The sequence below is a fragment of the Nonomuraea sp. NPDC049141 genome, from assembly GCF_040648415.1.
Lineage (GTDB): Bacteria > Actinomycetota > Actinomycetes > Streptosporangiales > Streptosporangiaceae > Nonomuraea.
Genome location: NZ_JBEZDR010000022.1, coordinates 18079 through 44661, shown reverse-complemented (window position 1 = coordinate 44661; position 26583 = coordinate 18079). Strand labels below are relative to the sequence as shown.

25 protein-coding genes are annotated in these 26583 nt (G+C 69.7%); 9 read left to right on the top strand and 16 right to left on the bottom strand.

The annotated features are described in order from the left end of the window. Positions 1–6: 6 nt before the first annotated feature. The 3 genes from AB0B91_RS47475 to AB0B91_RS47465 form a co-directional block, all read right to left on the bottom strand. A complete protein-coding gene (locus AB0B91_RS47475) occupies positions 7–1074 on the bottom strand; it encodes a glycosyltransferase family 1 protein (protein ID WP_358335683.1) in 1068 nt (355 codons plus the stop codon). 145 nt (positions 1075–1219) lie between these two features. Beyond that, positions 1220–2119, bottom strand: coding sequence for a lysylphosphatidylglycerol synthase transmembrane domain-containing protein (locus tag AB0B91_RS47470; protein WP_358335680.1), 900 nt, complete (start codon positions 2117–2119; stop codon positions 1220–1222). Continuing rightward, positions 2116–2943 (bottom strand): class I SAM-dependent methyltransferase, encoded by an 828-nt coding sequence (locus AB0B91_RS47465; RefSeq protein WP_358335677.1) that lies wholly within the window; start codon positions 2941–2943, stop codon positions 2116–2118. Before AB0B91_RS47465 ends, AB0B91_RS47470 begins: the two co-directional genes overlap by 4 nt. A gap of 97 nt (positions 2944–3040) precedes the next feature. Here AB0B91_RS47465 and AB0B91_RS47460 point away from each other — a divergent pair, with 97 nt between their 5' ends. From AB0B91_RS47460 to AB0B91_RS47450, 3 genes are read left to right on the top strand one after another with little or no spacing between them, the layout of a single operon-like run. Continuing rightward, positions 3041–3757 (top strand): SPFH domain-containing protein, encoded by a 717-nt coding sequence (locus tag AB0B91_RS47460; protein WP_358335674.1) that lies wholly within the window; start codon positions 3041–3043, stop codon positions 3755–3757. After that, positions 3700–4452, top strand: coding sequence for a hypothetical protein (locus AB0B91_RS47455; protein ID WP_358335671.1), 753 nt, complete (start codon positions 3700–3702; stop codon positions 4450–4452). Before AB0B91_RS47460 ends, AB0B91_RS47455 begins: the two co-directional genes overlap by 58 nt. A 9-nt stretch (positions 4453–4461) precedes the next feature. After that, a complete protein-coding gene (locus AB0B91_RS47450) occupies positions 4462–5421 on the top strand; it encodes a lysylphosphatidylglycerol synthase domain-containing protein (protein ID WP_358335668.1) in 960 nt (319 codons plus the stop codon). On the opposite strand, the gene AB0B91_RS47445 is transcribed toward AB0B91_RS47450, so the two are convergent. The 3 genes from AB0B91_RS47445 to AB0B91_RS47435 form a co-directional block, all read right to left on the bottom strand. Then, the gene (locus AB0B91_RS47445) at positions 5322–6383 is read right to left on the bottom strand and encodes a glycosyltransferase family 4 protein (RefSeq protein ID WP_358335665.1); all 1062 of its coding nucleotides are present in this window, start codon (positions 6381–6383) and stop codon (positions 5322–5324) included. The two genes, AB0B91_RS47450 and AB0B91_RS47445, sit on opposite strands and share 100 nt — an antisense overlap. A 1-nt stretch (position 6384) precedes the next feature. After that, complete coding sequence (locus AB0B91_RS47440) at positions 6385–7278, bottom strand: glycosyltransferase family 2 protein (protein WP_358335662.1); 894 nt, start codon at positions 7276–7278, stop codon at positions 6385–6387. A 95-nt stretch (positions 7279–7373) separates the two neighbouring features. Next, on the bottom strand, positions 7374–9401 hold the full coding sequence (locus AB0B91_RS47435; RefSeq protein WP_358335659.1) for a hypothetical protein: 2028 nt from the start codon (positions 9399–9401) through the stop codon (positions 7374–7376). Between the two features lie 219 nt (positions 9402–9620). Here AB0B91_RS47435 and AB0B91_RS47430 point away from each other — a divergent pair, with 219 nt between their 5' ends. The 4 genes from AB0B91_RS47430 (at position 9621) to AB0B91_RS47415 (ending at position 15322) form a co-directional block, all read left to right on the top strand. Beyond that, positions 9621–11078 carry a hypothetical protein gene (locus tag AB0B91_RS47430; RefSeq protein ID WP_358335656.1) on the top strand — a complete coding sequence of 486 codons (1458 nt, stop codon included), beginning with the start codon at positions 9621–9623 and terminating at the stop codon, positions 11076–11078. Positions 11079–11250: 172 nt separating this feature from the next. After that, complete coding sequence (locus AB0B91_RS47425; protein ID WP_358335653.1) at positions 11251–12888, top strand: LCP family protein; 1638 nt, start codon at positions 11251–11253, stop codon at positions 12886–12888. A gap of 175 nt (positions 12889–13063) precedes the next feature. Beyond that, on the top strand, positions 13064–14299 hold the full coding sequence (locus AB0B91_RS47420) for an acyltransferase family protein (RefSeq protein WP_358335650.1): 1236 nt from the start codon (positions 13064–13066) through the stop codon (positions 14297–14299). A 57-nt stretch (positions 14300–14356) separates the two neighbouring features. Further along, entirely contained in the window at positions 14357–15322 is a 966-nt protein-coding gene (locus tag AB0B91_RS47415; RefSeq protein WP_358335647.1) for a glycosyltransferase, read from the top strand. Here the strand turns inward: AB0B91_RS47415 and AB0B91_RS47410 are convergent. After that, a complete protein-coding gene (locus AB0B91_RS47410) occupies positions 15319–16254 on the bottom strand; it encodes a hypothetical protein (protein WP_358335644.1) in 936 nt (311 codons plus the stop codon). The two genes, AB0B91_RS47415 and AB0B91_RS47410, sit on opposite strands and share 4 nt — an antisense overlap. Then, positions 16247–16693, bottom strand: coding sequence for a sigma-70 family RNA polymerase sigma factor (locus AB0B91_RS47405; RefSeq protein ID WP_358336085.1), 447 nt, complete (start codon positions 16691–16693; stop codon positions 16247–16249). The genes AB0B91_RS47410 and AB0B91_RS47405 overlap by 8 nt, the downstream gene beginning before the upstream one ends. Positions 16694–16797: 104 nt before the next feature. Between AB0B91_RS47405 and AB0B91_RS47400 the strand changes: the two genes are divergently transcribed. After that, the gene (locus tag AB0B91_RS47400) at positions 16798–17511 is read left to right on the top strand and encodes an acetoacetate decarboxylase family protein (protein ID WP_358335642.1); all 714 of its coding nucleotides are present in this window, start codon (positions 16798–16800) and stop codon (positions 17509–17511) included. Here AB0B91_RS47400 and AB0B91_RS47395 read toward each other — a convergent pair. The 7 genes from AB0B91_RS47395 to AB0B91_RS47365 all read right to left on the bottom strand — a co-directional run bounded on the left by AB0B91_RS47395 (position 17508) and on the right by AB0B91_RS47365 (position 24133). Beyond that, entirely contained in the window at positions 17508–18299 is a 792-nt protein-coding gene (locus AB0B91_RS47395; protein ID WP_358335639.1) for an ATP-binding cassette domain-containing protein, read from the bottom strand. The genes AB0B91_RS47400 and AB0B91_RS47395 overlap by 4 nt on opposite strands. Positions 18300–18341: 42 nt before the next feature. Next, positions 18342–19226, bottom strand: a complete 885-nt coding sequence (locus tag AB0B91_RS47390; RefSeq protein ID WP_358336083.1) for a glycosyltransferase — start codon at positions 19224–19226, stop codon at positions 18342–18344. A 187-nt stretch (positions 19227–19413) separates the two neighbouring features. Continuing rightward, the gene (locus AB0B91_RS47385) at positions 19414–20181 is read right to left on the bottom strand and encodes a CDP-alcohol phosphatidyltransferase family protein (protein WP_358335637.1); all 768 of its coding nucleotides are present in this window, start codon (positions 20179–20181) and stop codon (positions 19414–19416) included. Continuing rightward, positions 20159–21199 carry an iron-containing alcohol dehydrogenase family protein gene (locus tag AB0B91_RS47380; protein WP_358336080.1) on the bottom strand — a complete coding sequence of 347 codons (1041 nt, stop codon included), beginning with the start codon at positions 21197–21199 and terminating at the stop codon, positions 20159–20161. The genes AB0B91_RS47385 and AB0B91_RS47380 overlap by 23 nt, the downstream gene beginning before the upstream one ends. Before the next feature lie 28 nt (positions 21200–21227). Beyond that, positions 21228–21959: a phosphocholine cytidylyltransferase family protein gene (locus tag AB0B91_RS47375; RefSeq protein WP_358335634.1), complete on the bottom strand. Its 732-nt coding sequence runs from the start codon at positions 21957–21959 to the stop codon at positions 21228–21230. Between the two features lie 78 nt (positions 21960–22037). Next, the gene (locus AB0B91_RS47370; protein WP_358335631.1) at positions 22038–22661 is read right to left on the bottom strand and encodes a DUF5941 domain-containing protein; all 624 of its coding nucleotides are present in this window, start codon (positions 22659–22661) and stop codon (positions 22038–22040) included. Beyond that, complete coding sequence (locus AB0B91_RS47365; RefSeq protein WP_358335628.1) at positions 22658–24133, bottom strand: CDP-alcohol phosphatidyltransferase family protein; 1476 nt, start codon at positions 24131–24133, stop codon at positions 22658–22660. The genes AB0B91_RS47370 and AB0B91_RS47365 overlap by 4 nt, the downstream gene beginning before the upstream one ends. Positions 24134–24228: 95 nt before the next feature. Between AB0B91_RS47365 and AB0B91_RS47360 the strand changes: the two genes are divergently transcribed. Beyond that, positions 24229–25548 carry a bifunctional cytidylyltransferase/SDR family oxidoreductase gene (locus AB0B91_RS47360; RefSeq protein WP_358335624.1) on the top strand — a complete coding sequence of 440 codons (1320 nt, stop codon included), beginning with the start codon at positions 24229–24231 and terminating at the stop codon, positions 25546–25548. On the opposite strand, the gene AB0B91_RS47355 is transcribed toward AB0B91_RS47360, so the two are convergent. Continuing rightward, a complete protein-coding gene (locus AB0B91_RS47355; protein WP_358335621.1) occupies positions 25549–26571 on the bottom strand; it encodes a glycosyltransferase family 2 protein in 1023 nt (340 codons plus the stop codon). Positions 26572–26583 lie beyond the last annotated feature (12 nt).

Sequence of the window (26583 nt, the reverse complement as noted above, 5' to 3'; positions counted from 1 at the left end):
ATCTGACTATTCAATTGCGCGTTGATAGGAACTGAGATGCGCTTCCACGGACGCCTCCCAGGTGAATTCGCGGGCCCTGGCCAGACCGGCCTCGCGGAGCTGCCGCCGCCGTTCGGGGGAGGCGAGCAGTCGGCCCAGCTCGCTGGCGATGCTGTCGGCGTCGGGCTCGGTGTAGGCGACGGCGTCGCCGCCCACCTCGGGCAGCGAGGTGCGGTGCGTGGTGAGCACCGGCGCGCCGCAGGCCATCGCCTCCAGCACGGGCAGCCCGAAGCCCTCGCCGCGCGACGGGAACGCCACCACGGCCGCCCCGCCGAGGAACCCCGGCAGGTCCGGAACGCGCAGGAAACCCGGCCGCACCACCTTGACCGTGGCCTCGACCTCCCGGCAGGCGGCGTCGACGTCGTCCTCGTGGATCCCGCCGCCGAGCACCAGCGCGGGCGGCCTGTCCAGGCTCTTGACGGCCATGGCGAAGCCGCGGATGAGGTTGGGAACGTTCTTGCGCGGGTCGAGCGCGCCCAGGAAGGCCACGTACGACTGGCCGTGCAGGCCGCACCTGGTGGCCGCGCGGAGCATCTCGATCTCGTCCGGCGGGTGGAAGAGCTGCTGGTCGACACCGTGGTAGGCGACGTCGATGCGGGTCGGATCGGCGGCGAGCACCCGGATCAGCTCGTCCCTCGTCGCCTTGGACGGCACGATCACCCGGGTGGCGTGACGTACGGAGGTGCGGGTGGCGGACCGGAAGAACGACGCCCGGACCGCGCTGTGCTGGTCGGGCTCGGTGAACCAGGTGACGTCGTGCACGGTCACCACGGTGGGCAGGCCCGCGCGGATCGGCATCGAGTAGTAGGGGGCGTGAATGACCTGCGCCCCCGCCTGGCGGGCGAGCAGTGGCACTCCGCTCTGCTCCCAGGCGAGCCTGGCGGCCCGGTTGGTGATGGCGACCGGGCCCGGCATGATCCGCGCCGAAGGCGCAAGCCGCCCATAGCGGTCGGCGTCCGCCCGCTGGCAGACCACGGCGAGGTCGGCGCCGGCCCGGTCGAGCCCGGCGACGAGCCCGTCCACATATCTGATCAACGCACCACGGTCTGCGGGGACCGCCGCGGCATCGACGAGCACACGAGGCATTACGAAGATCTTCTCCCCTCAAGATCAACGTGGGACTTTGTCATCCCCCTCTAGGTTCAGCTTATGACCAGCGTCCCCCAAATCGTGGCCTAAATCACACCGAGTCGCGCCGAGCCGCGATTCCCGCCATACCCGCGCAGATCAGGTCACCAATGACGATGACGATTCGCGATGAAAGAGCCACGGCGATGGCCTGACCCGAGGGCATCACGGGCGACAGCACGCCCACGATGACCACTTCCCGAACACCGGCCCCGGCGGGCACCACGACCGACATGATGCCCAGGCACCACGACAGCGCGAAGGCGCCGATGGCGAAGAGCAGGCCGGCCTGCGGCACGATGAAGTACAGGTGCAGTCCGTAGCAGACCCAGCCGGCCAGGGCCCAGCCGAGCGCGGTGAGCATGCCGCGCCGGGTGAGCGGGTGTTCGAGCGGCTCGCGCTTGAGCCGGCGCAGGCCGAACCCGATCAGCCCGTTGATCACCTTGGGCTCCAGTAGCACCAGCAGCACGGGGACGAGGAGCAGCAGCCAGCCGAACCGGTCCCAGCCGAGCGTGACCAGCGTGACGAGCAGGCCGGTGGCCAGCTGGATCGGCATCGTCAGGAAGAACGCCGCCGCGCTGCGCGGGCGGGGCACGCCGAGGTCGCGGCCCATCTCCATCTGGGCGAGCACCGGCCAGACCGCGCCGGGGATGTACTTGCCGAGCTGGCCGACGAAGAACACCTTGGCCGCGGAGCGAAGGGGCAGCGGCGAACCCAGGTCGGCCAGCAGGGTGCGCCAGGTCAGCATGGCGCCCAGCAGCGCGCCCACGACACCGATCAGAGAGGCGGCGAGCAGCGGCCAGCTCAGCCGGGCGAACCCGGCGACCACGGCGTCCCACTGCGACGCCACGGCCCACACGCCGAACCCGAGGGCGACCAGCAGGAACCCGAACCGCACGACCTTCCGCACCACGGGCGCCTTGCCTGACGTACCGGGTTTGATGGTGCTCACAGCGGGCGGACCCGCTCGGGCGGCTGCGGAAGGTCGGCGCCGGCCGGGCGCCGGGCAGTCTTCGTCGCCACCCACAGGTACGTAGGCACGACCGGCAGGAGCAGCCGCAGCACCGCGCGCGGCGTACGCGCGAGCACGGCCTGCACCACGCGCCCGAGCGCGCCCGGGAACAGCTCGGACCCGGCGAACCGAGTCGGCGTCGCCAGCACCGGGAAGGTGTAGTCCCACACGTGGAAGGCCCGCAGCATCCTGCGCAGCCCGCGCCGGGTGCGGAAGCGCTCGTAGTAGTGGTCGGCGCGACCGGAGGCGCGCACGTAGCGGTCGGCGAGCGCGGGCGGCAGGTACGACAGGAACGGCAGCTTGTAGTGCGGCTCGATGACGCCGAGCCGGTTGCCCAGCCCCAGGTAGAGCACGCCGTCGTCGGACAGCACGCGGTGCATCTCGGCCACCACGGCGTCGGGGTCGACCACGTGCTCGTAGATGTGGTTGAACACCAGCACGTCCACCGAGCCGTCGGGGAACGGCAGCGCCGTGCCGTCGCCGCAGACGAACGCCACCCGCTCGCCGAACCGGTCCGCCGCCTTGCGCAGCCCGGGGACGTCGATGTCGATGCCCAGCGTGTGCTTGGCCCCCGCCCCGGCCAGCTCGTCGGCGATGAACCCGGCCGAGCAGCCGACATCGCCGACGGTCAGCCCGCCGAGCGGGCCGTGGAAGTGCTCCACCACCGCGATGATCTTCGCGGCCTTGCGCCGGCGCTTCTTCTCGTCGAGCATCGCCGACTGGAACTCGGAGTACTCCAGCTGTGCGACCCGTTCCTTACCCACGCCGCCCAACAGTACCCGCGTGTGAGAGGCGCTGACCGGTCGAAACGACTTTGGTACGGTTGCCCGCCTGTGTGAGATAGCGGAAGACGGGGAAGAAATGGCGCTCTTCGCTAAGATCCGGGGCGAGCTGGCCGGGACCGATGCCCAGTTCCGTACCGAGGAGGTGGAGGGCTACCTCCGCCAGATGATCGTCGGCCGGCTGGCCCACGCCATGAGCACCGCGAACGTGCCGGTGCTGGACATGGCGGCCAACCAGCACGCGATGGGCCAGCAACTGGCCGAGGTGCTCACGGCGGATCTGGCCGGGGTGGGCATCTCGGTGCCGAACTTCACCTTCGAGAACATCTCGCTGCCTCCCGAGGTGGAGGAGGCGCTGGACAAGCGCTCGCAGATGGGGATCCTGGGCGATCTGGGGCAGTACGCGAAGTTCCAGGCGGCCAACGCGCTCGAGAACTCGGGCGGGATCGGCGAGGGGATGGGCCTCGGTATGGGCATCGCCGCGGGTCAGCAGATGGCGGCCGCGCTCAAGCCGGAACAGCCCGCGCAGCAGGGGCCGCCGCCGCCCGCGCCGTCCGCGAGCACTCCTACGACGCCTTCCTCGCCAAGCCACGCGTACGGTCGACGGCCCCGAACCAGTTCGCCTGCCCGGGCTGCCACGCCCGCACCGAGAGCGACGCGATCTCCAAGCTCTGCCAGTTCTGCGGCACCGCCCTGGTCGCCGACACCACGGCCGACGCGCAGATCGCCCCGGAAGCGGTGCTCCCGTTCGCCCTCGACCGCCACGGCGCCCGGCAGCACCTCCGCGGCTGGGTGAAGACCCGCTGGTTCGCCCCGAACCGCCTCAAGAAGGTCTCCGAGGCGGAGTCGATGAAGAGCACCTACCTGCCCCACTGGACGTTCGACGCCGGTACGGTCTCCGCCTACACCGGCCAGCGCGGCGAGCACTACTGGGTGACCGAGAGCTACATGGAGAACGGCCAGACCAGGACCCGCCGGGTCCGTAAGACCCGCTGGTACCCCGCCGGCGGCAGGGTGTCGCGCGCGTTCGACGACGTGCTGGTCAGCGCCACTGACCAGGTCAGCAAGGAGCGGCTCGACAAGCTCGAACCGTGGCCGTTGAAGAGCGCCGTGCCGTACCAGCCGGGCTATGTCGCCGGGCACCACAGCCTGCGCTACGACACCGAGCCGCAGAGCGCTCTGGAGCAGGCCAAGGGCCGCATGGCGAAGGTCATCGAGGGCGACTGCCGCGACGACATCGGCGGCGACGAGCAGCGCGTGCACTCCGTCGACACCTACTACTCCGACGTCACGTTCAAGCTGATGCTGCTGCCGGTGTGGATCGGCTGCTACCTGTTCGGCGGCAAGGCGTACCAGGTGCTCATCAACGGGATCAACGGCGAGGTGCAGGGAGACCGGCCCTACAGCACTGTCAAGATCATGCTCGTGGTGCTGACCATTCTCGCGGTGGTCACCGGCGGCGTCTGGATATACGCGGTCAACCACGGTTAGCCTTGGCCAATGCTCCGCCGCCTGCTGCGCGTCTTCCTCGCGCTGGTCGCGCTCGGTTTCCTCGGGTACGGACTGGCCAGGAACTGGGATGAGACCATCGCGGCCGTGGCCGCGCTGTCGCCTTGGGCGGTGCTCGGGGCGTTCGCCGCGGTGCTGGCCGGGCAGTTCTGCATGCTGCTCGCCTGGCGGAAGGTACTGGCCGGGCTCGGGTCGCCAATGCCGTTGCGGGTGACCGGACGGATCATGTTCGTGGGCCAGCTCGGCAAGTACATCCCTGGCTCGGTCTGGGCGTACGCGGCGATGATGGATCTCGGCCGCGACCACGGCAGCCCGCCGCGCCGGACGTTCGCCTGCATCTCGCTGTCCCTGGTGATCAACCTGGGGGTCGCGCTCTCGATCGCCGCCGCGACGCTGGCGACGCAGCAGGCCGTGCGCCAGGCGTGGTACCTGCTGCTGCTCGTCCCCGTGATCATCGTGTGCCTGCATCCCAAGGTGCTCACCTGGGGTCTCAACCTGGCCCTGCGCCTGGCGCGCAAGGAGCCGCTCGAAAGCGTGCTGCCCGGCCGTACCGTGCTGGTCGCGGTGGCCTGGACCGCGCTCGGCTGGTTCGTGTACGGCCTGCACACCTGGCTGCTGTCCGGCAGGTGGGACCTCTACGTGGTCGCGACCGGGGCCTACGCGTTCGCCTGGGCCACCGGGCTGCTGACGTTCGTGGTGCCCGCCGGGGTCGGGGTGCGTGAGGGCGCCATGATCCTCGTGCTCCGGCCGCTGATCGGCGACGGCCCGTCCTACGCGGTCGCGGTGGTGTCGCGGCTGGCGTTCACCCTGGGCGACGCCGTCGCCGCGGGCATCGCGTTCCTGCTGGGCCGTCAGGCGTCGAGGAGCACCGCGGAGTACGCCGACCAGAACGGCTCCGGATCGACCGCCTTGACGCCCGACCGCAACCGTTCGGGCTCGCCCGGCGCGTAGAACCGCTTGATCGCCCGGTTGAGCACCTCGACGTCGTCCGGCTCGACCAGCAGCCCGTCGACGCCGTCCGTCACGTGGTCGGCGAGCGCGCCCACACGGGTCGCGATCACCGGCACGCCGTGCTCGTGCGCCAGCCAGACGTTCTGGCTGGCGGTAGCGGTGCGGTACGGCAGGACGAGCGCGTCGGCGGAGGCGAACAACTTCGGCACGTCCTCGGCGGCCACGTAACCGGGCCGCAGCTCCACCCGGTCCGCGATGCCCAGCTCGCCGATCAACGCCCGGGTGCCGTCGAGCCCGCCCCAGAACTCCCCCGCCACAGTCAGCCCGACCCCTTCCGGCAGGGCGCGCAGCAGCAGATCGAGCCCCTTGTACGGCCGGACCATGCCGAAGAACAGCAGCCGCCCGTGCACCTCGGCGGAGCGCTCCCCGGTCGTGGACGGCAGGTGCGGCGGCAGCCCGGCCACACTCACCGGCCGGTCACTCAGGGAGGCCGCCAGCGCCGCCTGCTCGTCGGAGTGGGTCAGCACCGCGTCGACCCGGTTGAGCAGCGCCTTCATCAGCGGCCTGTCGTACGGCTTGCGCTCATGCGGCAGCACGTTGTGGCACAGGGCGACGGTCTTGGCCTTCCCGCCCAGGCCGTACAGGATGCCGAGATAGGCCGGGACCTGCACCGGGCTCAGGACGGCCAGGATCACCAGGTCGGCCGAGCGCAGCCGGCGTCCGCACGCCACCCAGCCGCCGGGACTGCGCCAGTCGAGCCTGCGCAGCGTCTTGGGGTAGGGGGTGCCCTCGGGCGCGGAGATCGTCTGCTGGCCCGGGTAGAGGAACGCCGGGTATTGAGCCCGCCACGACTCGATCACCACGTCGTGGCCGAGCGCCGTCAGCCGGTGCGCCAGCTCGGTGGTGTGCTGCGCCCCGCCCCCTTTGTACGGGTAGGTGGGGCCGACGATGGCGATGCGCACGCTATTCGCCCCGCGAGCGCACGATCAAGTCGGCCAGCAGTGCCACGGATCCGATGAGCAGCCCCGACAGGAAGATCATGACGGTGTTGGCCGGGAAGTAGAACGGGTGCTGGATCATGTCCCAGACCCCCTTGACGAACCCGATCCCCACCAGCCACAACGCGGGCGGCATGAGCACCTTGAGCGGGTTGAAGTACATGATCATCCGCAGCACCTGCAGGATGTAGCGGTAGGCGTCGGAGACGAAGCTGAACTTCGACTTGCCCGCCCGCTTGGCGTAGCCGATCGGCAGGTAGTAGACGTCGTGCTGGTTCGACAGGAACGACAGCGTGATCGTCGTGACGCAGGAGAACCCGGGCGGCAGCAGCCGCAGGTAGGGCTTGGCCACCGTCCTGCGGAACGCGCGCAGCCCGGAGTTGAGGTCCGGGATCTTCTGCCCAGCGAGCTGCTCCGCCACCTTGCGGATCACCCACTTGGCCGGGACGCGCAGCAGCTTGTGCGACCCCTCCTCGGACGTGCGGGCGCCGACGACCATGTCGACGGTCGCGTCCTTCTCCAGGATCTGGACCAGCTCGGGGATCCGCTCGTTGGGGTAGGTCATGTCGGCGTCGGTCCAGACGACGATCTCGCCTCTGGCCTCCTGCGTGCCGATGCGGCGCACGGTGCCCGCCCCGCCGTTGCGGTGGAACGCCCGGATCCGCAGGTGCTCGAACCGGGGCGCGGCCTCCTGCAGCCTGGCCAGCGTCTCGTCGGTGGAACAGTCGTCGACCGCGACGAGCTCATAGGTATAGCCGCTGGAGTCCATCGCCTTGGTGATCCGCTCGACCTCGTCGATGACGTGGTCCTGCTCGTTGTAGCAGGGCAAGACGATCGTGACGTATGGCGCTTCTTCCACGGCGTATCCACTCTGGGGGGTCTCAGGCGTGCTCACGTGCGTCGAGGGTACTCTGCCCAGCCGGGAGCCGAGTCCACCTGCGGCCGGCGACAGGGTCAGCCCACGGCCATCCACACGTTGATCTGGAGCGACCAGGTGCCGTTCGGCGCGTCGACGAGAGACCGCTCGTCCTGCCGGGTCACCAGGCCCATGACCTGCGTCTTCGGACCGTAAGCTGCCACCTGCTCCTCCTCGGCAGCCAGCACGACCGGGACGTGGCCGGCGGCGCGGACACGAGCGATCATGCGGCGCACGTCGGCTTCGTCCGCCGTATCCCGCCTGCCCACGGCGCGGACCTGCGCCGCCGGTCGGCCGCACATGCCGCGGACGAGCTGGGTGAACCGGTTGCCCGTCACCCGCTCGACGATCAGCACCGAGGCGTTCGGCGGGATCTTCGCGCACATCGCCTCGACCGCCGCCCGCTCGCCCCGCTCCACCGGGGTGAACGCGATCCCGATCGACGTGATGACCGGGGGCACCAGGATCAGCACGGTGCCCGCAGCGGTGATCCAGCTGCCGTACTTGCGGAGGATGGCCTGGTTGCGCACCCACTCCAGCCCCCACACCGCCAGCAGGATCAGCCCCGGGATCACCACCGGCACCAGCCGGCGGGCGGCCCACGGCTGGTCGGGGGTGATCTCCGGGCGCAGCAGCGTGGTCACCGTGGTCCAGCCGATGACGGCCAGCGGCAGCAGCCACTCGGCCGGGGAACCGTTCCTGAGCAGCCTCCGCACCAGCACCGCCGCCGCGACCGTGGCGAGGACGATCATGGGAAGGCCGACGTACCAGCTCACCCAGTGCAGGGACAGCTCCGAGTAGAGCCGGGTGCCGTCGACGGGCAGGCCGTTGGCCTTCTGCGTCTGTTCGATGAATGTGGCGGTGAGCTTGTCTTCCTTCGTCGTGGCCACCCGTCGCACGGTCTGCAGCCACGGCCGCACGGCCAGGCCGACCATGACCAGCACGACCAGCACGGCCCCCACGTCCGGAAGCCACCTGGGCATCCGGATCCGGGCCAGCCGGGGCGCCGCGAGCGTACCGGCCAGGGTGAGGAGGAGAACGGCGGCGCAGATGAGCAGCAGCGGATTGACCGACCTGGACAGATAGGACAGATACGGTCGTGCCAGCACGTACGCCGCCAGCAGCCCCAACCCGGCACCGACCGCGAGCCCGAGCAGGAGCGGCGGCCCGAGCGCCCCCTTGGGCCTGCCGAGGCGCCGCCAGGCGATCAGCGACCCGGCGAACGCCAGGACCGGCAGCACGTCACGCAGCCCATCGATCCTGACCAGCACGGCCAGCCCGAACACCAGCCCGGCCAGCGCCCCCGCTCTTCGCTGGATGTCCCCGCGGGAGAGGGCGTCGTGGACCAGGGCCAAGCCGCCGAACAGCAGGATCAGCGAGGGAATCTCGCTGAAGGTGGTCCGTGAGGTGTAGAGGATCGGCAGGCTCACCGCGAAGGCCAGCGCCGCCACCGGCGCCCAGCGCCCGCCGGCGAGCCGGCCCACCACCCCCGCCAGCGTGAGCACGGCCAGCGCCCCGAGCACGGCAGGTGTCAGCAGCAGCCCGCCGAGCCAGTCACCCACGGCGAACAGCAGCGGCGGTCCCGGCATGAACTGCGGCACCACCGACCCGCTGACGTCGTAGAACCCGACGCTCTCGAACATGAGCGCCGGATCGGCCCCGCCGAACGCCTCCGCCTGCGCGGGGATCGGCAGCGAGCCGTGTCCGGCCAGCCAGGTGGCGTACTGGGCGTACGTTGCGGGATCACGCCTGACGATCAGCTGCTCGCTGTGCATGATCGCGTTGAACACACCGGACCCGACCGCGACCGCGACGACCGCGCCGACCTGCCGCCCGGTCGCCCCTTCGACGACCTTGAGCGGCCGGCGGAGGGCGAACCAGCAGAGCCCCCCGATCACCACCGCCCCGAGCACCAGCGCGGGCACCGGCCGATACCACCCGGCCAGCAGCAGCGGCAGCGCGGCGAGCAGCCAACCGGCCACGACCAGGGCAGGCAACACCGAGACCACGGCGAGCACCCGACCCGCCGACGGCCTACGCGTCCGATCCAGCCAGGCGATTCCCATCGGTGATCGCGAGCGTATCCAAAACACGGCCGCGCCGACGATGCCGCAGCCCCCTCGGCCCGGACGACACGAAGAACCCAAAGGGCCCAGCCCGGACGACGCGCGGACTCCAGAGACCCTCAGCCCAGACGGCGCGAAGAACCCGAAGGACCTCGGCCCGGACGGCGCCTCGGATGGGGGTTACGCAGGATCGCGCGAAACGCGGGTAGCGTACGCGACGTGCCGGTGAAGCGGGAGGACGCACGGGTGGAGGAGACGACGCTCGTCGGCGAGCCCGAGCCCAGGCCCACACCCAGGCCGGCCCGGGCGGTCTCACTGGCGCGCCGGCACGGCTGGTTCCTGGCGGTCCTGACCCTGGGCACCGCGCTACGGGTCGTCACGATGCTCGGCTACCGCCCGGCCCTGTGGTTCCCCGACTCCTACACCTACGTCGTCACCGTCTTCCACCCCCGCCCCGACCTGGTGCGCCCCGCCGGCTACTCGGCCTTCATGAAGGCGCTCGAACCGTTCCACTCCTTCGGCGCGATCACCGCCGCGCAGCACCTGCTCGGCCTGGCCACCGGCGTGCTGGTCTACTGGTGCGCACGCCGCGCGCCCAGGTGGGTGGCGACGCTGGCCACGGTGCCGGTGCTGCTGGACGCCTACCAGATCGAGCTGGAGCACCTGCTCGTCTCCGACGCGCTCTTCATGTTCCTGGTCGTCGCCGCGATCGCGCTCACCCTGGCCGACCGGCCCGTGGTGATCGCCGTCGGGCTGCTGCTGGCCGCCGCCACGCTCACCAGGACCGTCGGCCAGCCGCTGATCGTGGTCGTGGCGGCCTGGTTCCTGCTGCGCAGGCGGGTGGGGCTCGCCGGGCTCGTGGTGGTGGCCGCGCTGGCGCCGGTCATCGCGTACGGAGGCTGGTTCTACGCCACCTACCACCGCGTCGGCATCGTCGGGGCGAACGGCGTGTTCCTCTACGCCCGCACGATGTCGTTCGCCGACTGCGCGAAGATGGAGCCCCCACCGGACCTCAAGGTGCTCTGCGACCCTCGGCCGCCCGATCGGCGTCCGCCCTCGCAGGAGTACATCTGGGCCAAGGACTCCCCGCTCGTCGCGTTGCCGGACATCACGTTCACCGAGGAGAACGACGAGCTGGCGGGCCGGTTCGCCTCGCTGGCCATCCGTGAGCAGCCGCTCGACTACGCGGCCTCCGTGCTGTCGGAGCTGGGCCGTTCGTTCGTCTGGGGCCGCCCGGTCTACCCCGACCACGAGATCTACGACTACTACGAGTTCCCCGCCGTCTCGCCGCAGCCTCCGGGCCGGTACGCCGCGCAGCTCGGCGTCGACCTGGGCAAGCGCTACGAGCAGGGACCGATCGGCACCGAGGTCGTCGAGCCGTACGCCGGCTGGGTGCGCGCCTACCAGGACATCGGGCGCCTGCCGGGCACCGTGCTGCTGGCCGTCCTGCTCGTCCCGCCCGCCCTGGCGATCAGGCGGCGGCTGTCCGGCGGGCGACGGCTGACGAGCCTGACCGACGAGCCGCCCCCGTGGTTGCTGCCCTGGTCAACAGCGGTGCTCCTGCTGGTCATACCGCCGGCCGTGGCCGAGTTCGACTACCGGTACGTCCTGCCGGCCGTGCCTCTGGCGTGCCTGGCCGCGGCCCTGGCCACCCGTGCCGGGCCCCGCACTCCGTAAAGACTTTGACGATGAATATTCCGCTAAATGTCCAGGTCTGAGTATGCTTTTGCGCGGTAACATCACGTCCGGGTCACGGTCGATTCTTTTCGTCATGGCTGCGGGTACGCCGTCCGTGACCTAGTCTCGTGGCGCAGAATGACCGAGCCAACCGGACCAGGCGAGGGGGCGCATGAGTGACCAGTGGGGCGTGTCCGTGCAGGACCGCAGGGTCGCCTCGACACAGCCCGGCAGCCGGATGTCGCGCCGGGCGGCGGCATCTCCTCCTCCTCCCCCGCCCCCCGAAGACCTGCCGCCCCGCGGCCATCGCAGCGGCGGTGGCGGTGGTGGCAACAAGATGCGCGTGCTGGCCTGGATCAGCATCGCGACCACCTCGCTCATGGTCGCCGGCGCGCTGACCGGCTACACGCTCTACCGCGACGCCTTCAGCAACATCAACCAGCGAAGCGTCAACAAGGACATCATCAACCCCCGGCCCCCTGAGACCGGCGCGCTCAACGTGCTGCTGGTCGGCTCCGACACCCGCGCGGGCAAGGGCAACGCGAAGTACGGCCAGGCGGACGCCAGGAAGGCCGACGCGGGCGGCAAGCGCACCGACACGATCATCCTGATGCACATCTCGCCCAACCGGGACCAGGCGCGGCTCATCAGCTTCCCGCGCGACTCGATGGTGCAGATCCCCAAGTGCAAGAACGAGACCACCAAGCAGGAGATGCCGCCGCGCCGCGACATGATCAACTCGGCGTACAGCTCGGGCGGCGTCGCCTGCACGATGTCCACGCTGGAAACCCTCACCGGCATCCGGGTCGACCACTTCGTCGAGGTCGACTTCAGCGGTTTCAAGAACATCGTCGACGCGCTCGACGGCATCGAGATCTGCCTGGCGAACGGCGTGGACGACAAGAACTCCCACCTGAAGCTGCCCGCGGGCAAGAGCCTGCTGAACGGCGAGCAGGCGCTGGGCTACGTCCGGCTGCGCCACTACGGTGACGGCAGCGACATCCAGCGGATCAAGCGCCAGCAGATCTTCCTGAGCAAGGTCGTGCAGAAGGCCACCAGCAGTCAACTGCTCACCGACGTCGGGAAGCTCAGGGCCTTCATCAAGGCCACCGCCAAGTCTGTGACGATGGACCCGGACCTGGCCAACGACACCACCCAGCTCATCGAGATCGCCACGAGCGCGCAGAAGATGACGGCGGGCGGGGTCAAGTTCACCACGATCCCGTGGCAGCCCGACCCGGAGGACAAGAACCGGGTGATCTGGCGGCAGCCCGACGCCAACGATCTGTTCAATGCGATCAAGAGCGACGTCGACCTGCCCGAACCCGCGGCGTCGGCCTCGACCGCCGCCTCGACGCCCAAGATCAACGTCAAGCCGGAGCAGGTCCAGGTCCAGGTGCTCAACGGCACGACGACGCGGGGCAAGGCCAAAGAGGTCGCCGACCTGCTGAGCAAGGAAGGCTTCAAGGTCACGGGCGTGGGCAACTACCTGGCCACCGACGGCAAGAGCCAGCCGACCACCCAGGTCCGCTACGCCAAGAAGGCCACCGACGGCGCCGCGTACAGCGACGTGCTGGTCAAGGCCATGCAGCCCAAGCCGGCTCCGACGGCGGGCAAGCTCAAGCCGACGACCACCGAGACCTACACCTCTCCGGTGCCGGTGCCCTCGACGACTCCCGCGACGACGAACCCGCCCGTGATCCAGCTGATCATCGGCGAGGACTTCAAGTCGGTCAAGGTCACCAAACTGCCCGACAGCGTCACCAACAGCACGATCTCGGCGGACAAGCAGAAGAACGTCTGCACCTGACCTCCAAGTTCCCTGTGTAACCGGGTGTTCTCGCACCGCGAGTGAGACAGGAGCCTCGTCGCCGGGCTAGTGTGTAGCGGGTCGGCGACGCGGCTCGTCTCACTCGTCAAGGACGCGTGCATGCGGGCTGCCTGTCGCGTTCCCCCGACCCCGAGTGAAGCTGAGCGACTCCGTAGTGTCTGACACCAAGCACTCCCCACCGGTCACGACGCCCCCCGACACGGGTGACGCCGATGAGGCCACCGGCCCCGCGAGCACAGGAGCTCAGTGGCCGCTGCCGGAGGAGGCTTTCTGGAGTGAGAAGACGGATCCGCACGGCGTCGGCCCGGCCAAGACGGACCAGGAGCAGGACAAGGACCAGGAGCAGGAGCGGCCGGAGCCAGAGCCGGCTCCCGAGCCCCAGCCCGAGGCCCCCAAGCGCAAGCGCGACCCATATCTGGACAACGTCAAGTTCGTCCTGATCGCGTTCGTGATCGTCGGCCACTCGTTGGTGCCGACGCTGTCCACCGACTCGGCCAGGTCGCTCTACATCTTCATCTACACCTTCCACATGCCGCTGTTCGTGCTCATCAGTGGCTATCTGTCCAGAAATTTCTGGAACTCCAACGCGAAGACGAACAAGCTGGTCGACACGTTCGTCGTGCCGTACGTGATCGTGGAGGTCGGCTACGCGCTGGTCCGGCTCGGCCTGGGCCAGAAGTGGAGCCTCACGATCATCGATCCCGCGTGGATCAACTGGTACCTGCTGGCGCTGCTGTTCTGGCGACTGTCCACACCCGTGTGGAAGCGGATGAAACACCCGATCCCGGTGGCGATCGCGATCTACCTGTTCGCCGGGTTCTCGCAGATCTCCGGTGACTTCAGCATGGACCGCTTCTTCGGTCTGATGCCGTTCTTCGTCATCGGGCTCGTGATGCAGCCCGAGCACTTCGAGCTGCTCGACCGCCGGTGGATCAAGATCGTCTCGGTGTTCGTGGTGCTCGGCGCCGCCGCGGTGTCGATCTTCATCGCGCCGAAGGCGCCGCTGAAGCCCTTCTACTACAAGCACAGCTTCCAGGACTTAGATCTGTCCTGGTGGATGGGCCTCGGCGTACGCGCCGGGCTGCTGATCTGCGGGCTGGCCATGTCCTACGCCGTCCTGGCGCTGGTGCCCAGGCGCGAGACCTGGTTCACCGATCTCGGCACCCGCACCCTCTACTGCTACCTGCTCCACGGCATCCCCGTCCTCATCGCCAAGGACCAGGGGTGGCTGGAGCTGCCCTGGCTGCACGGCCCGCTCGGGGTGCTGGCGATCAGTGCGAGCTGCTTCGCCCTGGCGATCGTGCTGTGCCTGCCCGAGACGCGCACGGTGTTCAAGTGGGTGCTCGAACCTCGGCTGACGTGGCTCTACCGCCGCCCGTCAGGAAGTTAAGCGGCAATTCCCCCAGCATTTACGCCATTGACCGGGTAGCGGCGCAGCATCGACCGCATGCGTGTATGCGTAGCCACCACCGTCCACCATCCCGAGGACGCCCGGATCATGCATCGGCAGATCCGGGCGCTGCTCGACGCGGGCCACGAGGTGACCTACGTCGCGCCCTTCACCTATTACAACGTGACACCCGCGATGGGCGTCGCCGCGATCGACGTACCACGCAACGCCGGCTACGGCCGGGCGCGGGCCGCGCTCAAGCGCGGCCTGAAGGGCGCCGACCTGCTGGTGCTGCACGACCACCGCCTGCTGCACACCCTGCCCTTCCACCACCCGCCGATCGTCTGGGACGTACGGGAGCAGGTCACCGCCAGGCAGTTGTCCCGGGCCGAGCGGCGTCACCACGTGGTCACCTCCGCCGTGGTGCCGGAAGCCACCCTGGTGTCGGCGGCACCGCCCCCGCCCGGCGACACCAGGGTGGTGCACATCGGGCGGCTCTCCGCCGAGCGCGGCGTCTCCGAGCTCATCGGGCTGGCCGAGCGGCTCGTCCCGCACGGCATCCGGATGGACCTGCTCGGCGCCGCCGACCGTGAGGTCCGGCCACTGCTGCGGGACGCGCAGCGGGTCGGGCTGCTCGACTGGTTCGGGTACGTCCCGAACCGCCACGCCCTGCGGATGGCCGAGGGCGCCCTGGCCGGCCTGTCCCTGTCGGCGGAGACCGGCCCGAGGACGCCGACCAAGATCCTCGACTACATGGGCCGGGGGCTCCCGGTGATCACCACACCGCACGGCTCGATGGTGGAGCGGGTCGGGTGCGGGGTCGTGGTGCCGCTCGACGTGGACGCGCTCGTGAACGCCGTACTCGATCTCAAGGAGGAGCCCGAGCGGCGGGCCGCCCTGGGGGCGCGCGGCCACGCCGAGGCCCGGCTGCGTCATCACTGGCCCGACCACGCGGCGGAGTTCGTGGCCAGGATGGAGAGGTGGGCGGGGGTCCGGGTGCCCGCCCATTCCCTGGCTGTCTAGGGCCGTTCGAGGTCGTAGGTGACGTCCGCCACGCGGACCGTCTGGACCAGCGGGTCTTCGATGATCTTCCGCAGCTCGCCGATCTTGGCCCCCGGGTCCACGTAGGCATACGCCAGGCCGTCGTTCGCGGCCTTGCGCAGCCGGGCCAGGCTCAGGTCGAAGTCGTGCAGGTTGTCGTCGTCGTAGTCCTTGAGGATGCCCACCCAGCGGCGGAAGCTCTCGAGGTCCAGCCTGATCGCCTGATCGGGCTCGATCACATGGTCATCTTTGGGCATCGGGGCTCGGTCCCAAGACGTCATCCCGCCCCACGTGATGGGGATCGACCTGGGACGCCGCTCGTAGACCACCTTCTCGGCGAATGACTTGTACCTGGTGGTGAAGGCGACCAGTTCCTCGGTGGTGAGCGGCTTGGCGAACTCGATCACCGCCAGCGCGTTGAGGCTCTCCGGAAGCCTGGCCAGCACCTTGCGGGTGTCCTTCTTGGGCTGGTTGCCGGTGCTCACGTTGGCGATCGCCGTGCTCAGCGTGGTGTTGGCGGAGTTGCCGAGCGGCAACCTGCCCACGTGGCCGAAGAAGTCCTGGGTGATGACATGTTCCGCGCTTCCGTAACCAGCGACGAAGCCCCCGTTGGCCCGCATCGGGCTGACCGCCACGGTGAACGACATCGACAGCGGCGTGGTGGCCCCCCAATCCTGGACCTGGATGTCGTAGGCGGGGTTGTAGATCTTGAAGGCGGTGCCGAGCACATCCGTCATGCGCATTTCCCGGTCACCGCGCTGCTGGATCATGCTGGAGCCGACCGTCGCCACCAGGACGAGGACGACCAGCGCCGCCAGCACGGTGATCGCGGTGCGGGTGAGACCCCGCCGGACGGCCCGGCGGGTCGCCTTGGGGTCGAAGTCGGGCATGGGCAGCAGGTCGTCTTCAGTCATGGGGGACTCCATAGATGTCGGCGAACGCGGCTCTGGCCCGCCACACGGCGGTCTTGATCGTGGCGTGCTTCTTGCCGGTCATCGCGGCCACCTCGACCATGGAGAAGCCCTCGAAGTAGACCAGGGCGAGCAGCCTGCGGTGCTGCTCGGGCAGCCGGTCCAGGGCGTCGCGTACGGCCAGCGACTCGACGTGCAGCGCGGGCACACCGAGCTCGTCGGGGTCGGGCAGGGCCAGCTCGCGGCGGTGGCGCCGGACGTGGTCGACCAGAACGTTGCGGGCGATGGAGAGCAGCCACGCGGCCGCGTTCTCGCCGCGCCAGCCGAGCAGCGCCCTGGTGGCCTTGACGAACGTCTCCTGGGCCAGGTCCTCGGCGAGATGGGGGTCGCGGGTGCGGCGTAACAGGAACCCGCACACGAGCGCCCAGTGCTCGCGGTACAGCTCCTCGATGATGATGCCCTCCGCGTTCTTACGAATGTCACAACAGACCAGACGGGATCCGGGCAGGAATGGTCACACGGCTATCCGGTTGATGTACTGGAGTCATGTCTTCGCATCTGATCCAGGGCCGCACCGTGAGCATGCCCGTCCAGGTGAGAGACGCCACGGTCTGCAGCGTCATGTACCCCGTCCGGGCCGACGCCGCCAGGGCGGTGATCGCCTACTCGGGTCTGGACGCGGCCGAGGTGTTCCCCGGTAAGGCGATCTGCGTGCTGGTGTTCGTCGACTACCGCGAGGGAGATCTGGACTCCTACCACGAGTTCGGCGTGGCGTTCCTGGTGCGCCCGCCGGGTGTGGCGCAGTCGGTCGGGCTGGGCGATCTGCGGCGGGCCGGGGTGTTCATCCACTGGCTGCCGGTCGATCAGGGGTTCACCTTGGAGGCGGGCCGCCGCATCTGGGGCTTTCCGAAGGAGCTGGCCGACATCGACCTGCGGCTCGACTCGCCGTACAAGCGCTGCGTCCTGCGCAAGGACGGGCGGCTGGTGCTCGATCTCCTGCTCAAACCGGGCATGCCCGCGCCGGGCGCGGGCGCACTGGTCCCGCTGGACGCCTTCACCCACCGGGAGGGCGTGACGCGCCGCGTCCCGTGGTCGGTGGAGACCCATGGCGTCCGCGTACGGCCTGGCGGCGCGCTGATCCGCCTGGGCAACCACCCGATAGCCAAGGAACTGAGCGAACTGGGCCTGCCGAAGCGCCCCCTACTCACCACCACGGTCGCCCGCGCCACCATGACCTTCGGCGACGCGGCGGCCATCTAGGCTCGCGCGCTCCACCGTCCGTCGATGCGGCTGATCCGCACCGGGTGGTCGAAGCACTTGCTCACCAGGTCGGTGGTCAGCACCTCGTCCACCGGACCCGACGCCATGCACTCCCCCTCCCGCAGCAGCAGCGCGTGAGTGGTGCTGGCGGGCAGCTCTTCCAGATGATGGGTCACCAGTACGGTGGCCAGCGCGGGGTGCTCCTTGCGCAGCTCGTCGAGGCTGCCGAGCAACTGCTCACGGGCGGCCAGGTCCAGCCCGGTGGCGGGCTCGTCGAGCAGCAGCAGCCGCGGCTGCGGCATGAGGGCCCGCGCGATCAGCGCCCGGCCCCGCTCTCCCTGTGACAGGTGGGGCCAGCGCGCCTCGGCCTTGCGGGCCATCCCCATCAGCCCGATCAGCCGCAGGGCCTGCTCCTCCTGCTCCGCGGTGGGTTGCCAGCGAGGGACGAGCTCGATGGTGTTGGTGGCCCCGGTGAGCACCAGTTCCCGGACCCGGAGGCTGGACTCCAAGGAGTGCCGCGGATTGACGTGCCCCAGAAACGAGCGGAGCTCCCGCATGTCGACCCGGCCGAGCCGATGGCCCAGAACCTCCACGATCCCGCGCGTGGGATGCTTCACAGCCCCGAGGAGGTCCAGCAGCGTGCTCTTCCCGGCCCCGTTGGGGCCCAGCAGTGCCCAGTGCTCCCCCGGCGCGACGGTCAGGGAGATCGACCGCAACAGAGAAGTCCCGTCGCGCACGACATCGACCTCGACAGCACGGAGCACAGCCCCACCGGTAACAGGATCCATCGGGGCAGGCTATCAAGAGTCATCAGATGTCTGAGGACTGGCTCACACGATGGGCGGACGACCCAGTTTCATCATGCGCCAGGCGGTGCGCCAGGCCATCGGACGGCGCTCGCCGGCCGGTGTCCGCAGTCCTTCGAAGAACCCGGTGAACCACGCCTTGATCGCCACCCCGGACCGGCGCTCCCGGATGAGCGTCAGCACCACCCAGTCGAGCAGATAGAGGACCGCCAGCGGCCACGGCAGGTTGCGCCGCGCCAGCCACACCCGGTTGCGGGCGTTCAGCCGGTAGAACTCGGCGTGCCGCGTCGGCGGGACCTGCGGGTGGTACATGACCGTCTCGGCGTCGTACTCAATCCGGTAGCCCTCGCCCAGCAGCCGCCACGCGAGGTCGGTCTCCTCGTGAGCGTAGAAGAACCGCTCCGGAAGGCCGCCCACCTGGAGGAAGGCCGAGCGGCGGATCGCCGAGGCACCGCCGAGAAAGGTGGTGACGGGCGAGGAGCGTTCCGGGTCGCCCGCGCGCAGGCGCGGCACGTGGCGCCGCTGGCCGATGCCGCCGTCGGGGTCCATCACCCGGAAGGAGATGACCGCGAGGTCGGGCTCGGTGGCGAAGCGGTCGCGGACGTGGGACACGACCTTCTGGTTGGCGTACCAGCCGTCGTCGTCGAGGAACAGCACGACATCACCGGAGCACTCCTCGACGCCGCGATTGCGGCCGGCCGGGATGCCGGTGTTGCGTTCGAGCCGGACCGTCTTCACGGTCGCGGACGAGCCCACGGGTGGCGTCGCCGACACCTCGGGCACATCGGCACCGTTGCCGACGATCACCACTTCGACGTCGCCGTCGATCTGGTTGAGCGCGGACTCGACCGCCCGGGTCAGCTCCGCGACCCGGTTGCCCATGGTGAGGATGACGCACGAGATCTTCAACGGGTCATCGTCCTGACGCGTCGAGAACACGGGCGGAGCATTCTTTCATGATCACCGAGTCTGCTGGTATGCATATTTCCTGATATTGGTGGAGCTAAGCGTATCGGAACCGTGCGTGAACCCCCACCGAACGGCGGACGTCCGATCAATACGACGAGCGGGAGGGCCCGCCGGTTCCGATGTGCGTTCACGCAAGCCGCCTCGATGCCAGGATGCTGACCAGATGAAGGACGGTCTGCAGCGCGGCGGCCGCGAAGCAGACGACCAGGAGCACGCGCGAGGCCAGCAGATCGCCGGTGACGGCGTCGATGACAGCGGCCACGACCGTGAGCAGCGACAGCTCGATCGGCTGCACGATCCGGTGGAACTTCGTCGCCCCCACCACTTTCCTGGCCAGCCCCAGCAGCCCGGATCGGAACTGCCCCACGGACGCCTCGGTGGCGGACGGCAGGCCCCCCTTGGCCCTGGCCACGTCCACGAGGTCGGTCTCGACCTTGATGAGGATCGCGCCGAGCGCGGCGGCGACGCCCAGCACGGTGTACCAGTCGGGCAGGACGGCCGACGCCCGCCAGCCCAGCCCGATGAGCACCGCGGCCTCGGTGAAGTAGGCGCCGACACGGTCCAGGTAGATGCCGACCAGCGACGTCTGCCCGGTCCAGCGGGCCAGCTCGCCGTCGGAGCAGTCCAGCAGCAGGTAGACCTGCACGAGCAGGGCGGCGGCCACGGCGGCCCACAGCCCCGGCAGCGCCAGCACGACGCCGGCCAGGATCCCCGCCACCGTCATCACCCAGGTGAGCTGGTTGGGCGTGACGGACGTCTTGGTCATCAGCCAGGTGACGTAGATGGACAGCCGGCGCATGTAGAGCACGCCTGCCCAGTGCTCGCCGTTCCTGCGCTCAAGGTGTCCGGCGGGCTGGGCCACCCGCCGGATGTCAGCTACCGAAGGCCCGGACATAGTCCCCCACCCGATCGCGTACCTCGGACTCCGGCATGCGCAGGTGCTCCAGGATCGTGTAACGGCCGGGTCGGGTGGCCGGCGCCAGCACGACGGCCTCGGCGAACTGCTCGCCGGTCAAGCCGATGTCGGCCGGGACGACGGGCAGCTCGTGCTGTCGCAGGCAGTCGGTGACCTGCTTGAGCCGGGCGGCGTCCTCCCTGAGGAAGAAGCAGAAAGCGGCACCGATCCCGGCGAGCTCGCCGTGATTGGAGGTGCCGGGGAAGAGCTGATCCACGGCATGAAGGATCTCATGGTCTCCACCGCTCGCGGGCCGAGACGACCCGGCAATCACCATTGACATGCCGGACATGATCAGCGATTCAGCCAGAATGGTGAGGAAGGCATCCGACTCGATGGAGTCGACCCGGCCGATCAGCGCCTCGGCCGCGATGCGGGCCATCGAGCAGGCCAGCCCGTCGATGGGCTCGCCGCGCTCCACGTTGCCGAGCTGCCAGTCCTCGATGGCCGACAGGTTGCTGACCACGTCGCCGACTCCCGACCGGACGAGCGACTCGGGAGCGCTGTGCACGAAGTCGAGGTCGACCAGGACCGCCAGCGGCATCGGCACGCCGAACGTGCCCTTGCCGCCGTCGTACACCAGCGAGGCCGTGGGCGAGCAGATGCCGTCGTGGGAGAGGTTCGTGGCCACGGCGACCATCGGAATGCCCGCCAGCGAGGCGGCGTACTTGGTCGCGTCGATGGTCCGGCCGCCGCCGACGCCGACGACCACCTCGTAGGCACCCTTACGCAGGTCGGCGCCGAGCGAGACGGCCGCGTCGACCGAGCCGTCGGCGACCCTGAACACCTCGGCCTCGTCGAGCGTGGGCGCGATCAGGCCCTCGATGTGGTCGCCCTGGCCGGGACCCACGGCCACGGCCACCCGGCCGGAGGTCGCCACCCGGGTGTCGGCCAGCAGCGCGCCGAGCTCCGCGACCGCGCCGCGCCTGACCATGATGGCCAGTGGCGCGGGCAGCATCCGCGCTAGAAGCGGCATACCCGCCTCCTCAGTAACGAACGGCTATGGTGCGAGCCTTGGCCAGGTCGTCGTGGTTGTCCACCTCGACCCAGTCGACCTCCCCGATAGGCGCGACGTGGATGCGCTCGCCGCGCGCGACCATCTCCTGGTAGCCGTCCTCGTAGTAGAGCTGCGGATCGCGCTCGAAGGTGGCCCGCAGCGCGTCGGCCAGGCGCTCGGCGGCGCCGGGGCGGATGAGCGTGGCGCCGATGTACTCGCCGTAGGCGGTGGCCGGGTCCATCAGCTTGGTGATCCGCTTCAGGTCGGCGCCGTCGAGGGTGACCTTCATCTCCTCGTCGGCCAGCCGCTTCACGTTGTCGACCGCGAGCAGGATGTCGCTGGTCTCGGGGGCCGACAGCAGCGTCTTCTCGATCGAGACGGGGTGCACGGTGTCGCCGTTGACCAGCAGCGCGCCCTGCGCGAAGTAGTCGCGCGCGCACCACAGGGAGTAGGCGTTGTTCCACTCCTCGGCCTTGTCGTTGTGCACGAGAGTGAGCTTGACGCCGTGCCGCTTCTCCAGCGCGTCCTTTCGCTCATGTACGGCCTGCGCCGCGTAACCGACGACGACCACGACCTCGCGCAGGTCCACCTCGGCGAGGTTGCGCAGGGAGATGTCCATGATCGTGGTCTCACCGTCGACCGGCACCAGTGCCTTCGGCAGCGTGTCGGTGTACGGTCGCAGGCGTCGTCCGGCTCCAGCGGCCAGCACCATTCCCAGCAACGTCCACTCCTCTGTCGGGCATGACTACTTAGGACCCAAAGGTTAGTTGCCTTTAGGCCCTCCCCGGGTAATCGGCCGTTAGTCTCGCGTTTCCGTCTCGGCCGCGGCCACCCTGGAGGGGGCCGTGGCGAGCCAGCAGGTGAGGCTCTCCCACCCGAACAGGACCCACAGATACAGGGCGAGCAGCACGAAGGCGCCGGTGACGAAGCCCACGACCGCCGCCAGTGAGACCACGATCATCCGCCCGTCCCAGCCCAGCCCGAACGTGCTCAGCCACGGCGGCGGATAGACGCGCTGGCGCAGCCGGTAGATCAGGTCGTAGTGATGGAAGGCCAGCGCGCCGAGCAGTGCGAAGATCAGCACCGGCGGCACGTCGTGGGCGAACCCGATGGCCGCGATGAAGGTGTACTCGATCAACCGCAGGACCGGCGGCACCAGCCAGTCGAGCCGGCCGTCATGCGGATGGGAGCTGCCCGGCCCGGCCAGCAGCAGCGTCACGGCGGGCGCGAAGACCGCCAGCCCGTCGGACCCGGCCACCCCGATCAGCAGCAGCACGCCGGTCACGAACGCCCCGGCGATCAGCGGCGGCAGCGGCGGGAGCTGCCCCGACACGAGCGCTCCCATGCCGCGTGACAGCGGCCCGTCGTCGCGGTAGGCCACGACGGTGCTGCTCGGCACGGGTGTCATCTGGACCGAGTTCATCGCGCCGACCTCGCGATCCGGCCGGCGAGCAGGTAGAGGGCCGCCACCCCGCCCCAGCCGAGCAGCGCGATGAACGTGACCCGGGCGTTGTACACGCCGGCGGTGATCGCGATCAGCGCCATTCGCTCCCCAATCGGCAACACGATCATCTTCTTCAGCCACCACAGCACCTTTTCGCGCTCCATGCGCCGCGCCAGGCGGAGCACCCCCTGCGGTGGTACGCCGTAGCGCCCGCCGTCGGCCGACTCGTGGAGCGGAGTCGCCGGCTTGCCCCCCGGGACGCCGATACGGCCCGCGTCCTTGGCCGCGGCCCCGAAGGCGTAGTTGATCGAATGCCGAACCGTCTGGAGGATCATCGCGGCGACGGCGAGATACCAGATGCCGTCGGGCCCGCCCTCGCTCAACGGCAGCCCGGCGGCGTAGCCGAAGGCCAGCCCCACGTAGACGACGTACTCCTTCAGCCGGTCGGCCATGGAGTCGATCCAGGCGCCGAGCGGCGAGAAGGTGCGGGTGTAGCGGGCCAGCTGGCCGTCGAGGCAGTCGAGGCAGAACGACAGGTAGAGCAGCACGGCCCCGGCGAGCTGCGCCGGGCGGTTGCCCGCCGCGAACCAGATCGACGACAGCACGGCCAAGCCGATCGAGATGCCGGTGACGGCGTTGGGCGTGAGCTTCATCGCGGCAGCGGGCCGGATGAGATAGCGCGTCCAGGACGAGACGAAGTAGGTGCTGAAGAAGCCGTCGCTCGACTTGACCGCGGTTTCCAGGCGTACGCGGGACTCGTCGACGTCGGCGAGCCTGCCCAGCGCGTTGTCGGCCGAGACCTGGCCGGTCACCCGGTCGCAGTGGAGCGGCCCGATCGAGGCGGAGCGGACCGCCACACCCGACCTGACCAGGCCCACCAGCAGCAGATCGACCGCCTCGACGGTGGTGACGGGGCCGAGCTTGCCCATCTCGGCGAGCTCGGCCAGCTCCTCGGCGACGTCGGCCAGCGCGGTCAGGTCGGTCTCGCGCGCCTGGAGCACGCCGCGGAAGGTGGCGTTGGCCTCGGGGACGAGGTGGAAGGAGCTGCCGGCCGCGACGACCTTGCCGCTCTCCACCCGTACGGGCGGCCGCATCGGCGCGGCGGTGGCGTCGTAGGAGACCAGGGCGCTCGTGTCGCGCGCGGGATGCTCCAGGAGCAGCGCGAGCGCGTCGGTGTGGGCGACGAGGTCGGCGGGCAGCACGACCACCGGGCCCGGCGCGACGCGCGCGATCTTGGCGATGCCGCGCAGATCGGCGCTCAGCCCGCCGAGCCCGTCACTCGGGGACACCACCTGGACGTCGAGGACGGACAGCTCGGCGAGCTGGCCGTTGAGCCGGTCGAGCAGCGTGCCGTCGGCGCAGGAGAGCCTGCAGGCCGGTGTCGTGGCGAGCAGCACCACCGAGGTCGTGCTCTCGCGGGTGAGTGAAACAGGCTTCAATGAATCGGTCACAGCGCAGGACTCCTCCCGTTCGCGAGGGAGAGCGTGGACACAGCGTAGCGACAGGGCAACGCGATATCACGGAACCGGACCGTTACCCTCGCCGTATGGAATCACGGCTGCGCTCCGTAGGGGTCGTCCTGGCAGGGGGTGTGGGCCGGCGTGTCGGGCTCGACACGCCGAAGCAGCTCATCAAGATCGCCGGCCGGACGATTTTGGAGCACACTCTGGCCCTGTTCAACGGCTCACCCGAGATCGACGAGATCGTGGTGCTGATGGCCCCGGGCTTCACCGGCACGGTCAGGGAGATCGTGGAGAAGGGCGGTTTCGACAAGGTCAGCCAGATCGTCGAGGGTGGCGCCAGCCGTACGGAGAGCACGTGGCGCGCGCTCAAGGCACTGGGCCCGCAGGAGTGCAACGTGCTCCTGCACGACGCTGTACGGCCCCTCCTGGAGCCCCGGATCATCACGGAGTGTGTCAGGGCCCTGCGGACGTATTCGGCCGTCGAGGTGGCGATCCCGAGCTCTGACACCATCCTGGTGGCCGCTCCCGGACCGGGTGGCGACATCATCCATGACATTCCCGACAGATCATGGCTGCGGCGCGCCCAGACACCGCAGTGCTTCCGCCTGTCGCTGATCCGCGAGGCGTACGAGCGGGCCTTCGCCGACCCCGACTTCGATCAGCGGCCGGCCACCGACGACTGCGGCGTGCTGCTGCGCTATCTGCCCGACGTCCCGATCTACATCGTGCCGGGCAGCGAGCGGAACATGAAGATCACGCACCCGGTCGACGTGTACATCGCCGACAAGCTTCTCCATCTCGCCGGCGCCGGCGCGCCCCGCCCGAACGCGCGGGACTACCGCGAGGCACTCGACGGCCGGACCATGGTGGTCTTCGACGGCGGCGCCGACCTGGTCGAGCTCGCCACCGGCCACGGCGCCCGCGTGCACTCCTTCTCGCGCGCCCAGAACGGGGTGCGGGTGGAGGACTACGACTCGGTGGTCAAGGCGCTGGCGCAGGTGGGCCGGATCGACTTCGTGGTCAGCGCCGCGGGCGCGCCGCATGTGGGCAGGATCGCCGAGGTCACCCACGAGACCATCGCCGAGACCGTGGCCGTCGACTACCTGGGCCCCGTCAACGTGGCCCGCGCCGCCTACCCGCACCTGCGCGAGAGCGCGGGCCACCTGCTGTTCCGTACCAGAGGCCGGGCCGACCACAGCCTCAACTCCTCGACGAATGCCGCCGTCGCCGACCTCACGCGGACGCTGGCCGAAGAGTGGGCCGACGACGGCATCCGGGTCAACTGCGTCACCCCCGAGCGCGAACCCGTGCTCGGTGAGGAGCCCGGGCGCGCGGTCGCCCAGGCCTCACTCGACGTCCTCATCTCCGATCTGACCGGGCAGGTGATGGACGTAGGTGTTTGATCAGGTTCGGCGTGGGGGTCGAGCGAGTCTGCGCGGGCTCGTGAGGAACCCCCAGCCCCAGGACATGTGCATCGCGGCGTACACGATCGGCAGCCTGGTCTTGGCCGATGCCGGCAGTCCGCTGCCCGTCAGCGCCGACCCGGCCACGATGGCGAGGGCGTAGCCGCCGGGCACGATCAGCGCGAGCGGGAAGAACGGCGAGACGAGCAGGCCGAGCAGGATCCCCAGCACCGCGGCGGGCGGCGCCAGGTAGCGCAGGTTGATCGTGCCTTCGTGAGTGCGCGAGACCACCCGGCGCCAGCGCCCGTAGTGGAAGTACTGTCTGGCCAGCGCCTTCACGTTGGGACGCGGACGATAGGAGACCCGCATGCGCGGCTGGAACCAGACCAGTCCGCCGGTCTGGCGGATCCGGTGGTTCATCTCCCAGTCCTGGGCCCGCTGGAAGTGCTCGTCATAACCGCCGACCCGGTCGAGCGCGGCGCGCCTGAACACCCCCAGATAGACGGTGTCGGCGGGACCCGCCGTGCCGCCCACGTGGAAGGCGGCCGCGCCCACACCGATCTTGGAGGTCATCGCGCACGCGACGGCCTTCTCGAACGGCGTGATGCCCTCGGCCGCCATGACGCCGCCGACGTTGTCGGCGCCGGTCTCCCTCAGCGTCTCCACGGCGACGCGCAGATAGTCGTCGGGCAGCATGGCGTGCCCGTCGACCCTGGCGATGATGCCGTTGCGGGAGGCGGCGATGGCGGCGTTGAGCGCGTTGGGCGTGCGGCCCGTGGGGTTGGGCACCACGGTCACTCGCCGATCGGCCGCCGCGATGGCGTCGGCGACCTCTTGGGTACGGTCATGTGAGGGCCCCACGGCGAGAACGACTTCGATCTCACCTGGGTAGCTCTGGGCGAGGACCATGTCTACGGCCTCGCGTAGATGCCGCTCCTCGTTGAGGACCGGCATGACGACGGAGATGGGCGGCCAGCCGTGCGTCTCCGCTGGCGCGTGCGGCGAGTCGGGGAACTGCTTCATGGCGGGGCTCAC